Raw genomic sequence first — 13018 nt, forward strand, 5'->3', positions numbered from 1 at the left:
CGCAGCTGCCACCCGGAGCAAGGAGGCACCGGCAATGGACATGATTGATTCGATAACGGATGTGCTTGGCCAGGATGGGCCGATTGCCAGACATCTGAAAGGCTTTGCGCCACGCGCGGAACAGCAGCACCTGGCTGAGGCCATCTTCAGCACGCTCGAAAAGGGTTCCGTGCTGGTCGGTGAGGCTGGTACCGGCACCGGCAAGACCTTCGCCTATCTGGTGCCGGCAATTCTGTCCGGTCAGCGCATCATCATCTCCACCGGAACACGTCATCTGCAGGATCAGCTGTTTTACAGTGATCTGCCGTTGATCAAGAAAGCTCTGTCTTCGGGGGTGTCAACCAGCCTGCTGAAAGGGCGAGCCAATTATCTGTGCAAGCACCGTCTCGAGCGTGCGATGCGCAATCCGGCCCTGCTCGATGAGAAGCACCAGCAACATCTGCGTCTCATTGCCGATTGGGCGCGCCGAACCACCACCGGCGACATCGCTGAGGTGATGAACGTGCCGGAAGACTCCATGGCCTGGAGCTTCGTGGTGTCCAACATCGAGTTCTGTTCCAAGCACGAGTTCGAGGATCTGGAAGACTGTTACGTTCACCATGCCCGCAAGAAGGCGCAGGAGTCGGACATCGTGGTGATCAACCACCATCTGTTATCGGCTGATCTGGCGCTCAAGGAGCAGGGTTTCGGGGAGCTGCTGCCCAGCGCCAATGGTTTTGTCATTGATGAAGCACATCAGCTGCCTGATATTGCTGCACAGTTCTTCGGGCACAAGTTCAGCAGCCGCCAGATACTGGATCTGGCCCGCGACACGGTCGGCGAGCAATTGCACGAAGCCCCGGACATGCGAGAGCTGCGTGATCTGGCGCAGGAACTGGAGACCGGCATTCGGCATTTTCGGCTGGCCTTTCCCATCGAGCCGGGGCGCGATGCCTGGGTGACAATGAAGGATACCGCTGCGATCGAGCGTGAGCTGGAGCGGCTGACCATCCTGCTTGGCTCTCTTGAAGAGGCCTTGGCTGAAGGAGCCAGTCGCGGCAAGGGGCTCGAGAGCTGTCACAAGCGTGCCTTGCAGCATGCCGAGACACTGAAACGATTTGTCCAGAATCCGGCTGATGGCGAGTATGTGCACTGGTATGAAACCTTCCGTAACGGCTTCAGCCTGAACATGACTCCGATGACGGTCGCCACCCCGTTTCAGAAGGCCATGGAGGCGATGACGTCCAGCTGGGTCTTTACCTCGGCAACGCTGGCCGTGGGTGGGGACTTCAGTCATTTCAGCAGTCAGCTGGGGCTGGAAGATTGTCGCGAGCTGCAGGTGGATAGTCCGTTCGATTATCGGCACAACGCCTTGCTGTATCTGCCGGAAGGTCTGCCGGAACCCCAACACGCCACCTATACCTCGGCCATCGTGGAGAAGATCAAGCCGGTGTTGCAGGCCAGTGAGGGGCGCGCCTTTCTGCTGTTCACCAGCTATCGAGCCCTGCACGAAGCGGAGCGACTACTGGAAGGTCAGGTCGATTACCCGATACTGGTGCAGGGGCAGATGCCCAAGCGAGAGCTCATCGAAGCCTTTCAGGCCGTCGGCAATGCGGTGTTGTTGGGTACCAGCAGTTTCTGGGAAGGTGTGGACGTGCGTGGTGATGCCCTGTCTCTGGTGGTGATCGATAAATTGCCATTCGGATCTCCCGGTGACCCGGTCATGAGTGCTCGTATCGACCACATGAAACGGGCAGGCGGCAATCCGTTCTTCGAGTTCCAGATGCCGCAGGCAGCCATCGCACTGAAGCAGGGTGTCGGGCGATTGATTCGTGATGTAACCGATCGCGGTGTACTGATGCTGTGCGATCCACGCATTCGCAGTCGTCATTACGGTGAGGTGTTCATCACCAGCCTGCCACCCATGCCCATCACGCGTGGTCTGGATGAAGTCCAGGAATTCTACCAATCGGCCAGGCAAGTCCTGGATGAGGAAGTTGCACAATCATGAACCTGCTGGCCATTGAAACCTCCACGGATGCCTGTTCGGTCGGCTTGTCCGTTGATGGCGAGCTGCTGCTGGATCACCGCATCGCCGCACAGCAACATGGTGTGCTGGTGTTGCCGATGGTTGATGCCCTGATGAATCGCGCGGGTATGGCACCCGCGCAGATCGATGGCGTGATATTCGGTCGTGGTCCGGGCAGTTTTACCGGTGTGCGAATCGGAGTGGCTGTGACCCAGGGTATCGCGCTGGGAGCCGACGCCGGTGTGCATGGCGTTTCCACGTTGCAGTCGCTGGCGCAGGGATGCTACCGGGTTCATGGCGAGACTCACGTCGCCGTGAGTCTGGATGCGCGCATGGATGAAGTGTATTTCGCCGCCTTTGCCTGTGACGATGAAGGCGTGATGCAACCGGTCATCGATGAGATGCTGGTCGCGCCCGGGCAGGTGCCTGACTTGCCGACAGGCAGTGACTGGTGCTGGGCGGGTTCCGGGGCTGAACGCTATCGGGAGCAGGTACTGGCCTCGGCGCTGGATGCGCGTATTCATGCCGACTGCTGGCCGATGGCGCAGGATCTGCTGAGGCTGGGTTTGGCGGCTGTTTCGACTTCGGCGCTGTTGCCTGCCGAACAGGCAGCGCCGGTCTACCTGCGCGACAAGGTGGCGCAGACCACGGCTGAGCGTGCCGCGCTGGCAAGATGCGACTGACGGATGCGTTGACCGTCAGCCGCTGTCGCCATGAAAGGGTCTGACTGCCTAGGCGAAGATGCCCGCGTAGAGCTCGGGTTTGAAACCGACTTCGATGCGATCTTCCATCGTCAACACCGGCCGCTTGATGATGCTCGGGTTGTCCAGCATCAGTTCGATGGCCGTGGCCTCATCGATGTTGTCCTTGGTCTCTTGCGGTACGTTTCGCCAGGTGGTGCCGCGGCGGTTCAACAGGATCTCCCAACCCGTGACAGCGATCCAGTCTCGAAGCCTCTCCTCGTCGATACCGGCTTTCCTGTAGTCGTGAAACTCATGTTCGATGTCATGTTCCACCAACCATTTACGCGCCTTTTTCATCGTGTCGCAGTTGGGGATGCCGAATATCCGGATAGAGGCCTGTTTCATGAGTCACACACTGGAATGGTCGTTTGCGGAAGGGCTATCTTGTACACCAGTCAGATGATTTTTTGAAGCCGGATCTTTTCTGTCGCCACTGGTGCTCTGGCTGTTGCAACCGGGCTCATTTCTGACTGGCTTGCAGCATCCAGAGGGTCTTCTCGTGAGTCGCCAGGCGGTCCGTCAGCAGGCCGGCCGTGACCTCATCGCCTTCATCGGCTGCCTGGGCAATCGCTTGCCGCAGGGTGTCGGCGAGGGTACGATGGGCCGTGATGGTATTCGAGATCATGTCCGCAGCACTGTGGGCAGGGGCCGCGTCATCACCGGCGTAGGACATCATTTCTGCAACGGATACCGGAGCGAGGGCACCCAGAATACGGATGCGTTCCGCGATGTCATCCAGCGCCCCTGACAACTCGGTGTACTGCTCTTCGAACAGGCCGTGGAGTTGGCGGAAGTTCGGGCCTTCCACATTCCAGTGATAGCTCTGAGTCTGGAAATACAGATTGAAAGTCTGTCCCAATACGTGTCGCAAGTTGTCGACAGTCTTCTGATTCGTTCCGTTCATTGACATTTTTCGCCTCGTCTCTGTTCTTGAGACGAGACTATATGGTATGAATGAATATTCATGAAATTGATAATTTGAATGTTCGTAATCGAGTGTGTCTATCATGATCACCTTGCAGCAACTTCGATTTCTGGCGGCACTGGCTGCAACCCTGAACTTCTCCAGGGCTGCGGAACTGGCTTTCGTCACTCAGCCGACATTGAGTTCCGGTATCAGGGAGCTGGAGGATCGCCTGGGCGTCGCCCTGGTCGAACGGACGCGGCACAGCGTCATGTTGACCCCGATCGGTCGCGAGATCGTGGAACGCTCGAAGGATGTACTCCATCGTGTCTCGGAAATCGAGAGCGTGGCCAGCGCGCACTCGAATCCCGAGCAGGGAAAATTCACTCTGGGGGCGATACCCACGGTCGGGCCTTACCTCGTGCCGGCAGCGCTGCCGGCAATCCGTCGACGATTTCCCGACCTTGGTCTTTATCTGCGTGAGGAGGTGACGGAAAGTCTGGTTGAAGGGGTTGCTTCAGGCCGGCTGGACATGGCGCTGATTGCCCTGCCATTTGATATCGCCAATCTGGAACATGTGACATTGTTCGACGACGGTTATCAACTGGCCGTGGCCAGAACGGAGTCGAAGGAGTCCGGCGAGGAGGTTAGAGATTCCCTGTTTCGTGGCCGGGATCTGATGCTGCTGGAAAGCGGGCATTGCCTGCAGCGACATGCCCTGGCGGCGTTTCCCGGCCATGAGTTGTCACTGGATGACAGTTTTGCGGCCACCAGCCTGCTTACTCTGGTGGCAATGGTGTCAGAGGGCCTGGGTGTCACCCTGTTGCCGGAACTGGCGATCGATGGTGGGGTGGCGGCACATGCCGCTATCGATCTGGTGCCCTTGCCGGATGCCTGCCCACGAACCATCGCGCTGGCCTGGCGCAAGAGTTCGCCGCACAATACCTTGTTTCGATCAATAGCCGGGATCCTGGCAGCCAGCCAGGATCGATCTCCCATCCATCAGACCATGGCATGACGGCGAGATCGCCTTGCGTTATGGTTCCGGACAGGCAGGCTGGCGTCCCGATCAGTGATCGGGACAGGCTGCGGTGAATCAGTCAGCCAGACGCAGCAGTTCGTTGATACCAACCTTGCTACGCGTCTTTTCATCCACTCGCTTGACGATGACAGCGCAATACAGGCTGTACTTTCCGTTGTCCGACGGCAGATTGCCGGAAACAACCACCGAGCCTGCAGGAATGCGGCCGTAGCTCACTTCATCGCGCTCACGGTCATAGATGCGCGTGCTCTGGCCGATGTAGACACCCATCGAGATGACAGAGCCGGCTTCCACGATCACGCCTTCCACGACTTCGGAGCGCGCACCGACAAAGCAGTTGTCCTCGATGATGGTGGGAGATGCCTGCAAGGGCTCGAGCACGCCACCGATGCCGACACCACCGGACAGATGCACATTCTTGCCGATCTGTGCACAGGAACCCACCGTGGCCCAGGTATCGACCATGGTGCCGGAATCGACATACGCACCGATATTGACGTAGGAGGGCATCAGCACTGTGTTGGGAGCCACATAGCTGCCTTTGCGGGCCATGGCCGGCGGGACGACGCGCACGCCAGAGGCGGCGAATTCCTCGGTACTCATGTCGGTGAACTTGCCCGGCACCTTGTCGTAGAATTGAGTGAAACCACCCGCCTGGATGGGCGCATTGTCACGCAGCCGGAACGAGAGCAATACGGCCTTCTTCAGCCACTCGTTCACTTGCCACTCGCCGGGGGCACCCAGAGGCTCGGCGACACGAGCCTTGCCTGAATCCAGCAGTGCAATGGCTTGTTCGACAGCCTTGCCGATTTCGCCGTCAGCCTGTGCGGTGGTGATATCGGCACGGTTTTCCCAGGCATCATTGATGATGCTTTCGAGTTCGCTCATTGTGTGGGTTCTCAGTAGTGGGTGAATGATTGATTTAAAGACACTGGACGATACGTTGCGCTGCCGTGATGCAGTCATCCAGTGGGGCTACCAGCGCCAGTCGCAGATGATTGGCGCCCGGGTTGTAATTGTCTCTGCCCGGGGCCCTGGCCAGGTAGCTGCCGGGAACCGCGCGCACATTGAATTCTGCCAGCAGACGCTGCGTGAACTGCTGATCATCGACGGGCAGCTCCGGCCACAGGTAGAAGCCGGCGGGCGGGGTGCTGACGGTCAATGCCGGATTCAGGATGTCGGTGACGGCCTGGTATTTCTCATCATAGGCTGCTCGATTTTCGCTGACATGCGTTTCATCATTCCAGGCGGCGATGCTGGCAGCCTGAACGAAGCCTGACATGGAGCATCCCTGGTAAGTGCGGTATTCGACGAAGCGTTTGATGAGAGTGGCGTCGCCAGCGACGAAACCGGAGCGCAGGCCCGGCAGGTTGGATCGCTTCGAGAGCGAATGGAAGACCAGGCAACGCTCGTAGTCGTCAAGCCCCATGGCGTGAGCCGCCTGTAACAGGCCGCAGGGTGGGCCGGAGGCTTCACGGTAGATTTCGCTGTAGCACTCGTCACTGATGATGATGAAATCGTGTTGCTGCGCCTTGCGGATCAGGCGCTTCAGGGCGGCTTCGGAGACCACGGCGCCAGTGGGATTGCCGGGTGTGCAAAGATAGATCATCTGGCAGGCCGCAAACTGCGCATCGCTGATGGCATCCAGGTTGGCATCGGCATTTTCGTCAATGGCGTAGAATTCCGGTGTGCAGCCGGCGAGCAGGGCCGCACCTTCGTAGATCTGATAGAAGGGGTTGGGCATCAGCACCTGGCGATCGTGCCGGCTTCTGTCCAGTACGCACTGGGCGATGGCATACAGGCCTTCGCGTGTACCGTTGACGGGCAGTATGTGGTGTTCCGCCAGAGCGTCGGCACCGGTCAGTGCGTAACGCTGACACAGCCAGTTGGCAATCGATTGGCGCAGTTCATCGATGCCGCGGGTGGTGGGATATTTCTCTACCGTCCGCGCTGCAGCCTGCATGGCATCCAGAACGAACTGGGGGGCCGGATGCTTGGGTTCGCCGATGGACAGGGACACCGCAGGCAGGTCTGCGGGCGTGATGCCATCGAGCAGCTTGCGCAGCTTCTCGAACGGGTAGGGTTGCAACAAGTCGAGTTCAGGGTTTGTCATTGCTCTATTATAACGGCAGACCTGAATCACAAGAGCCCGACTTGAGCAACAACTTGCCCGTGAATGACATCACCGCCACCATCGAGCACTGGCTCGATGCCATGGTCATCGGCCAGAACCTGTGTCCGTTTGCCAATGCAGCCAGGCGGCGCGGACAGGTCAGCATCGTGGTTGCCGCCGACAGCAGCACCGAACAATGCCTGCAGCAATTATCCGATGAAGCGCATCGCCTGGTAGACAATGAGGAAGAGCGAACTACCTTGCTGGTTCTGCCCGCGGGCTTCGAGGATTTTGATGACTATCTGGACTTGCTGGCTCTGGCCGAAGCCCTGTTCGAAGATCTGGAGTTCGATGGCATTCTGCAGATCGCCAGCTTTCACCCGGATTACCAGTTCGATGGTACCGACAAGGACGATGTCAGCAACTGGACCAATCGTGCACCCTTTCCGATCCTGCACCTGCTGCAGGAGGACAGTGTGGAAAAGGCGGTAGACAGCCATCCGGATCCGGACAGTATTCCGCAACGCAATATCGACCGCCTGGAACAACTGGGACTGGCGGGTGTGCTGAAGTTGCTGGAACGAGGGCACTGACGGCGGCGCGGGAAGGTCAATGCTCAGTTGGTGAACTTGCCAGTCTCGGTTTGTCCTTTTTTTTCTTCAATCTTGTCTCAGACGCTTTTCCGGCGCCATCTTGTCGGAAAGTTCAGGGTCATACAGATGGCAGGCGACAGCGCGCTCCTCATCGACGTTTATCCATGCCGGATACAGCTGACGACAGTACTCGGTAGCCCGTGGGCAGCGCGGGTGAAAATGGCAGCCGTCGGGTGGGGCGCTGGCTGAGGGGACTTCGCCGTCAAGTTTTTCCAGCTGCTGACCCAGAGCCGGATCCGGAATCGGTGAGGCACCACGCAGAGCCTGAGTGTAGGGGTGCAGGGGTTTGTCGAATATCTCCGGGACACGGCCCTTTTCCACAATACGTCCCAGGTACATGACCGCCAGGCGCTGGCAGAAGTAACGAACCACTCCCAGATCGTGGGAGATGAACAGGATGGACAGATTGCGCCGTTCCATCAGATTCTTCATCAGTTCCAGCATCTGCGCCTGAATGGACACATCCAGTGCGCTGACCGGTTCATCCGCGACAATGAATTCCGGATCAACCGACAGTGCCCGAGCCAGTGCGATACGTTGCCGCTGACCTCCTGAAAACTCGTGCGGATAGCGTTCTGCCGCGGCAGGCGACAAGCCGACTTCAGTCAGCAACTCGGCGACGCGATTGCCACGTTGTTGCGGCTCAACAGTGCCATGTACCTTCAGGCATTCTTCAAGAATCCTGCCCACCCGCATGCGCGGGTTGAGCGATGAATAGGGGTCCTGGAAAACCATCTGCATGCGCTGGCGGAATTTGCGCAGCTCCGGTCTGGATGAATGAGTGATGTCGTGTTCATCGAAGACAAGGCCGCCGGCGTCAGGGTCGAGTAGTCGCAGCACCAGTCGGCCTACGGTGGATTTGCCACAGCCGGATTCACCGACCAGTCCATAGGACTCACCACGATCGACGTTGAAGCTGACGCCATCCACGGCACGCACTGTATCGCCGGCGCGGCCGAAGGGGCCACGTTGAGTCGTGAAGAACTTCTGCAAATCACGCACCTGTACCAGCGGCGCTTTGGAGGGTGTCGTCATCTTGTTCATTCGCTGTCAACGGCGGCGTCTGCCCGGAGCCAGCAGCGCGCCAGGTGTGTGCTTGACCCTTGCACGGAAGTTATCGGTGGGCTCTCCAGGTGGCAGCGGGACTCACTGATCGGGCATCGATCCGCGAACCGACAACCCGCTGGCATCTGATCGATCGAAGGCACCGCGCCGCCGATGGGCTTGATGGCTGCGATGTCACGGTCCGAGCGGGGTATGGAGCGAATGAGCGCTTCGGTGTAAGGGTGAGCCGGATGCGAGAATATCTCCGCCACTGGTGCAGTTTCCACCACTTCGCCGGCATACATGACGGCAACACGATCGGCTACTGCAGCAACCACACCCAGGCTGTGAGTAATGAGGATCATACCCATGCCGCGGTCAGCCTTCAGCTGTGCCAGCAGGTTCAGCACCTGCGCCTGAATGGTGACGTCCAGTGCCGTGGTAGGCTCATCGGCGATCAGGATATCCGGGTTGCAGGCCAGAGCCATGGCGATCATGACGCGCTGACGCATGCCGCCAGAGAATTCATGCGGGTAGTCATCAAGACGTCTTGCCGCGGCGGCTATGCCGACCTGCTCGAGCAGGCTGACGGCTTCCTTTCGAGCTTCGCGTTCCGACATCATGCGGTGAAACATCAGTGGTTCTGCTACCTGCAGGCCAATGGGCAGTACCGGATTCAATGCCGTCATCGGTTCCTGAAATATCATGGCCAGGCGATTGCCGCGTAGAGTCTGCAGCTCCCTTTCCTGTAGTGAGAGCATATCCCTGCCGGAAAATCGGATCTCGCCCTGGCGGATGCGGCAGCCATGTTCGGGTAAAAGCTGCATGATGGACATGGCCGTCATGCTCTTGCCGCACCCGGATTCGCCCACGATGGCCAGGGTTTCATTGGAATGAACATCCAGCGAGACATTGCGTACGGCGGCATGCCAGCTGCCGCGAACCTTGAACTCTGTGGTCAGATTACTGATGGACAGAAGGGGCGATTCGCCAAGACTGTCTGTGTTCCTTGTCTGCACGTCAGAGATCTCTCAAGCGGCTGAGCCGTGGATCAACAGCATCTCGAAATCCATCTCCTGCCAGATTCAGGGCCATGACAGCGAGAAAGATGCACAGGCCGGGAAACAGGCTCATCCAGGGCGACTGGAAAATGAACTCGAAGCCTTCTCTGATCATGCCGCCCCAGGTAGGCGTTGGCGGACGCACACCCAGACCGAGAAAACTGAATCCCGCTTCGATCATGATGGCATTGGCGGTCCACAGCGAGGCCATGACGAGAATCTCGGCAAGGACATTGGGAATGATGTGAAACACGATGATTCGCAGTTCCGAATAGCCCATGGCATGGCAGGCTTCGATATAGGCACGCTCTCTGATCGTGATGGTGGGCGCTCTGGCCACTCTTGCGAATTTTGGTATCAGGGTTGCGGTAATGGCGATGATGACATTGGGCAGGCTGGGGCCGAGCAGGGCCACGATGATGATGCCCATGATCAGTGTCGGAAACGAAAGCATGACATCCATGATGCGCATGATGATCAGGTCCGTCAATTTGCCGAAATAGCCGGCAATGACACCCAGAGAGCCACCGATCAGCATGCCCAGCAGGACGGACACGGTGCCGACAAACAGCGATACACGAGCTCCGTACAAGGCTCGGGTGAACAGGTCTCGACCAAACTGGTCGGTGCCGAACCAGTGGTCCATGGACGGTGGCTGCATCCGGTCCATGATGCTCTGGTCGATGGGGTGGTAGGGAGCGATCAAAGGGGCGCAAAGTGCCAGTAGGGCCAGCAGGAAGAACAGGCCGAGCCCGACCCAGGACAGCTTGTTGTAATTGAATGTGGAGACCAGCTGTCGCCAGCGCGAATTCGATGGCGAGGGAGGCTGCAGGGTGCCGCTCATGAATGCTTCACTCTGGGGTCAATCATGCTGTAAGTCAGATCGGTCAGGATGTTGATTACCACGATGATCAGGGCGTATACCACCAACAGCCCCTGCACCATTGGATAATCGCGGTTGTCCAGTGAACCGATGATCAGCGAGCCGAGCCCGGGTCGCGTGAACACGGTCTCGATCAACACCGAATTACCGATGATGAGCGCGAAGTACAGGCCAATGATGGTGATGACGGGAATGAGTGCATTGCGCAGGGCATGCCGGAGTATGATCAGGCGATACGGTGCGCCCTTGGCGCGGGCGGTGCGGATGTAGTCTTCGCCCAGCACTTCGAGCATGGATGAACGGGTGGCGCGAGTCATCATGGCAACCAGTGGCAAGGCTCCTGTCAGAGCCGGCAGAAACAGATCATTCAGGCGTGCGCCGAGATCACCCGGGTGGCCCGAGCTGATCACCGGAAACCAGCCGAGTTTGACGGCGAACAGTAGTATCAGCAATATGGCGATGAAGAACACCGGAATCGAGAAACCCACCAGAGACAGAGTGCGGGTGATGTAATCCAGCGTGCGATTACGATGAATGGCCGAGAGTATGCCCAGGGGAATGCCAATGAGGCTGCCGATCATCACCGAGGCCACGGTAAGCTCCAGTGTGTAGGGCAGGACTCGTGCAATTTCATCAATCACCGGTCTGTTGAAGACCAGTGAGGAGCCGAAATCTCCCCGAAAAATGCCAGCAACGAAGTCGATATATTGGGTTGCGACGGGCTTGTTGAGACCCAGAGTCTCACGCAGTGCGGCAACTGATTCAGCGGTTGCGACGTCGCCCAGAATGGCGTAAGCCGGGTCTCCCGGCAGAGTACGCATGGCGAAGAAAATGACTGTCAGTACCGCCAGAATGGTCGGTACTGCCAGCGCCAGCCGTCGCAAGGCGTACCACAGGCCAAGTGTCATCAGCGTGTGATCGTGGTGTTCTCGGTAATCGGTGGGCCCAGATTCAGGGTACCGGTCAGCTCATAACCCAGATCGAGTGATTGGCGTCGCCCCCATACTTGTTGTAGTTCAAATATGGGAACCACGCAGGCAGCTTCCATGATGCTCACTTGGGCCGCGGCCCAGGCTTCGAGTTGTTCCGTCGAATCGGCTGCAGAGCGAGCCTTGTCAATCGCGGCGTCAGCCACATTGCAGTGAGAGAAATTGGTCTGCGCGGTAGCTGTTCCGACAATTGAAGCTGAATGGAAGAAGGGTGTCAGAAAGGCATCAGCCTCCGGAAAGGGGGCCGCACCATAGATGACCAGCGGGCTTTCATTATTGCGAATCAGGGCGTGCCAGGCACGGTGGTCAATGAAGTCCACTTCCAATGTAATACCCACACGACGAAGCTGCTCCATGATCAGCTCGAAGGGCAGCTTCAGACTGCCTATCTTGCTGGTGGGTACCTTGAGTGTCAGACCATCCGGATAGCCGGCTTCAGCCAGCAGAGTCCTGGACTTGTCCTGATCGAAGTCATAAACAGGTACGTCGATGTTCTGACCCAGGAAACCGCTGGGCACGGGCGCTCGCAACTGTCGAGTGATGTCCTGTCCGATCAACATCTGGAACTCATCACGGTTGATCGCGTGTTCGATGGCCTGACGTACCCGGATATCATCCAGTGGTTTGACGCTCTGATTCAGGTGCAACATGCGAGACTGACTGGGTGCAAAGATATCGATGGCAATGTCATTGGCGTATTGCTTGCGCATGCGATCAACCCAGTCCTGTTCGCGTTTGCCGTAGAAAAGATCGATCTCGCCTGCGGCAAAAGCCAGTTCCCTCGCATTGTCGGATTCGACATAGCGATAGTTGATACGGTCGACCTTCGGAGTTCCGCGGAAGTAGTCGGCGTGCGCTACCAGAACGGTCTGGCTCTTGGGCGTGTAACTGTCGAACTGGAAGGGGCCGGTGCCGATCAGCGCCGCCTTTTCGTCACCTGCGAGCTCTGTTGCTGCCTGCTTGCTGATGACAAGGCCACCAGCGGGGTTGGCCAGCAAGCCGATGAAAGTTGGTGTACGTTCACTCAGTGTGATACGCACCGTGTGAGTGTCCAGAGCTTCGACACTGCTGATGACACCGAAGGTGTTGGCAAAAGCGGACGTATCCGGGCTGCGAGCCTTGTCAAGAGAGAAGACCACATCCTCGGCAGTCAGCTCACCGTAGCCATGATGAAACTGCACCCCCTTGCGCAGCACAACTGTCCAGACGAGGCCGTCATCGGAACCGGTGATCGACTCAGCCAGATCATTCTCGATGTCATCCGGATTCATGCTGCCGGGTGCGAATCGTGTCAGGCCGTTGAACATGTAGCCAAACAACGCACGATCCTGGCCGCCACCTGACAGGTGAGGGTCCAGCTTGTTGGCGTCTGCACCGAAGGCGCCCACGTTGATGACTGTCTCTGAAAATGCCGGGGTGGTACCCAGCAGGCAGGCAGCCAGCAAAAGCGACGTTTTCAGTCGGCGAATATTCATGCTCATGTCAGATAAGATCTCGGTGGTGATAATGGGCAGACAGTCATTGCCTTCCAGAGATTCAAACAGCAGACGAGAACTTGCAGCTCGCAGGGAGAGTTCA

At 58.2% G+C, this 13018-nt stretch carries 13 protein-coding genes; 4 read left to right on the plus strand and 9 right to left on the minus strand.

What is annotated here, in order from left to right:
* The first annotated feature begins 34 nt into the window (after window positions 1-34).
* Window positions 35-1990: an ATP-dependent DNA helicase gene (locus tag ACUNV4_RS03855; RefSeq protein ID WP_430877175.1), complete on the plus strand. Its 1956-nt coding sequence runs from the start codon at window positions 35-37 to the stop codon at window positions 1988-1990.
* Window positions 1987-2691 (plus strand): tRNA (adenosine(37)-N6)-threonylcarbamoyltransferase complex dimerization subunit type 1 TsaB, encoded by a 705-nt coding sequence (gene tsaB / locus ACUNV4_RS03860; RefSeq protein ID WP_430877176.1) that lies wholly within the window; start codon window positions 1987-1989, stop codon window positions 2689-2691. Before ACUNV4_RS03855 ends, tsaB begins: the two co-directional genes overlap by 4 nt.
* Window positions 2692-2739: 48 nt before the next feature.
* Here tsaB and ACUNV4_RS03865 read toward each other — a convergent pair whose 3' ends face one another.
* Window positions 2740-3096 carry an ArsC family reductase gene (locus ACUNV4_RS03865; protein WP_430877177.1) on the minus strand — a complete coding sequence of 119 codons (357 nt, stop codon included), beginning with the start codon at window positions 3094-3096 and terminating at the stop codon, window positions 2740-2742.
* Between the two features lie 115 nt (window positions 3097-3211).
* The gene (locus ACUNV4_RS03870) at window positions 3212-3655 is read right to left on the minus strand and encodes a Dps family protein (protein WP_430877178.1); all 444 of its coding nucleotides are present in this window, start codon (window positions 3653-3655) and stop codon (window positions 3212-3214) included.
* A 103-nt stretch (window positions 3656-3758) separates the two neighbouring features.
* Between ACUNV4_RS03870 and ACUNV4_RS03875 the strand changes: the two genes are divergently transcribed.
* Entirely contained in the window at window positions 3759-4673 is a 915-nt protein-coding gene (locus tag ACUNV4_RS03875; RefSeq protein WP_430877179.1) for a hydrogen peroxide-inducible genes activator, read from the plus strand.
* Window positions 4674-4751: 78 nt separating this feature from the next.
* Here ACUNV4_RS03875 and dapD read toward each other — a convergent pair whose 3' ends face one another.
* On the minus strand, window positions 4752-5585 hold the full coding sequence (gene dapD / locus ACUNV4_RS03880) for a 2,3,4,5-tetrahydropyridine-2,6-dicarboxylate N-succinyltransferase (protein ID WP_430877180.1): 834 nt from the start codon (window positions 5583-5585) through the stop codon (window positions 4752-4754).
* Between the two features lie 34 nt (window positions 5586-5619).
* Window positions 5620-6810 carry a succinyldiaminopimelate transaminase gene (gene dapC / locus ACUNV4_RS03885; RefSeq protein WP_430877181.1) on the minus strand — a complete coding sequence of 397 codons (1191 nt, stop codon included), beginning with the start codon at window positions 6808-6810 and terminating at the stop codon, window positions 5620-5622.
* 41 nt (window positions 6811-6851) lie between these two features.
* Between dapC and ACUNV4_RS03890 the strand changes: the two genes are divergently transcribed.
* On the plus strand, window positions 6852-7403 hold the full coding sequence (locus tag ACUNV4_RS03890; RefSeq protein WP_430877182.1) for a DUF1415 domain-containing protein: 552 nt from the start codon (window positions 6852-6854) through the stop codon (window positions 7401-7403).
* 66 nt (window positions 7404-7469) lie between these two features.
* On the opposite strand, the gene ACUNV4_RS03895 is transcribed toward ACUNV4_RS03890, so the two are convergent.
* Genes ACUNV4_RS03895 through ACUNV4_RS03915 form a run of 5 tightly spaced genes read right to left on the minus strand, consistent with a single transcriptional unit; the run spans window position 7470 to window position 12921 of the window.
* Window positions 7470-8498 (minus strand): ABC transporter ATP-binding protein, encoded by a 1029-nt coding sequence (locus ACUNV4_RS03895; protein WP_430877183.1) that lies wholly within the window; start codon window positions 8496-8498, stop codon window positions 7470-7472.
* Window positions 8499-8503: 5 nt separating this feature from the next.
* Window positions 8504-9526 (minus strand): ABC transporter ATP-binding protein, encoded by a 1023-nt coding sequence (locus ACUNV4_RS03900; RefSeq protein WP_430877184.1) that lies wholly within the window; start codon window positions 9524-9526, stop codon window positions 8504-8506.
* Window position 9527: 1 nt separating this feature from the next.
* A complete protein-coding gene (locus tag ACUNV4_RS03905; RefSeq protein WP_430877185.1) occupies window positions 9528-10412 on the minus strand; it encodes an ABC transporter permease in 885 nt (294 codons plus the stop codon).
* Window positions 10409-11359: an ABC transporter permease gene (locus ACUNV4_RS03910; protein WP_430877186.1), complete on the minus strand. Its 951-nt coding sequence runs from the start codon at window positions 11357-11359 to the stop codon at window positions 10409-10411. The genes ACUNV4_RS03905 and ACUNV4_RS03910 overlap by 4 nt, the downstream gene beginning before the upstream one ends.
* Window positions 11359-12921 (minus strand): ABC transporter substrate-binding protein, encoded by a 1563-nt coding sequence (locus tag ACUNV4_RS03915; protein ID WP_430877187.1) that lies wholly within the window; start codon window positions 12919-12921, stop codon window positions 11359-11361. Before ACUNV4_RS03915 ends, ACUNV4_RS03910 begins: the two co-directional genes overlap by 1 nt.
* Window positions 12922-13018 lie beyond the last annotated feature (97 nt).

It is taken from the genome of Granulosicoccus sp. 3-233 (assembly GCF_052681095.1).

Bases quoted from the DNA above. Each gene is read 5' to 3' on its own strand.
- ACUNV4_RS03910 (WP_430877186.1), bottom strand. From the start codon at position 11,359: ATGACACTTGGCCTGTGGTACGCCTTGCGACGGCTGGCGCTGGCAGTA.
- ACUNV4_RS03915 (WP_430877187.1), bottom strand. From the start codon at position 12,921: ATGAGCATGAATATTCGCCGACTGAAAACGTCGCTTTTGCTGGCTGCC.
- ACUNV4_RS03905 (WP_430877185.1), bottom strand. From the start codon at position 10,412: ATGAGCGGCACCCTGCAGCCTCCCTCGCCATCGAATTCGCGCTGGCGA.
- ACUNV4_RS03855 (WP_430877175.1), top strand. From the start codon at position 35: ATGGACATGATTGATTCGATAACGGATGTGCTTGGCCAGGATGGGCCG.
- dapD (WP_430877180.1), bottom strand. From the start codon at position 5,585: ATGAGCGAACTCGAAAGCATCATCAATGATGCCTGGGAAAACCGTGCC.
- ACUNV4_RS03870 (WP_430877178.1), bottom strand. From the start codon at position 3,655: ATGAACGGAACGAATCAGAAGACTGTCGACAACTTGCGACACGTATTG.
- ACUNV4_RS03895 (WP_430877183.1), bottom strand. From the start codon at position 8,498: ATGACGACACCCTCCAAAGCGCCGCTGGTACAGGTGCGTGATTTGCAG.
- dapC (WP_430877181.1), bottom strand. From the start codon at position 6,810: ATGACAAACCCTGAACTCGACTTGTTGCAACCCTACCCGTTCGAGAAG.
- ACUNV4_RS03875 (WP_430877179.1), top strand. From the start codon at position 3,759: ATGATCACCTTGCAGCAACTTCGATTTCTGGCGGCACTGGCTGCAACC.
- tsaB (WP_430877176.1), top strand. From the start codon at position 1,987: ATGAACCTGCTGGCCATTGAAACCTCCACGGATGCCTGTTCGGTCGGC.
- ACUNV4_RS03865 (WP_430877177.1), bottom strand. From the start codon at position 3,096: ATGAAACAGGCCTCTATCCGGATATTCGGCATCCCCAACTGCGACACG.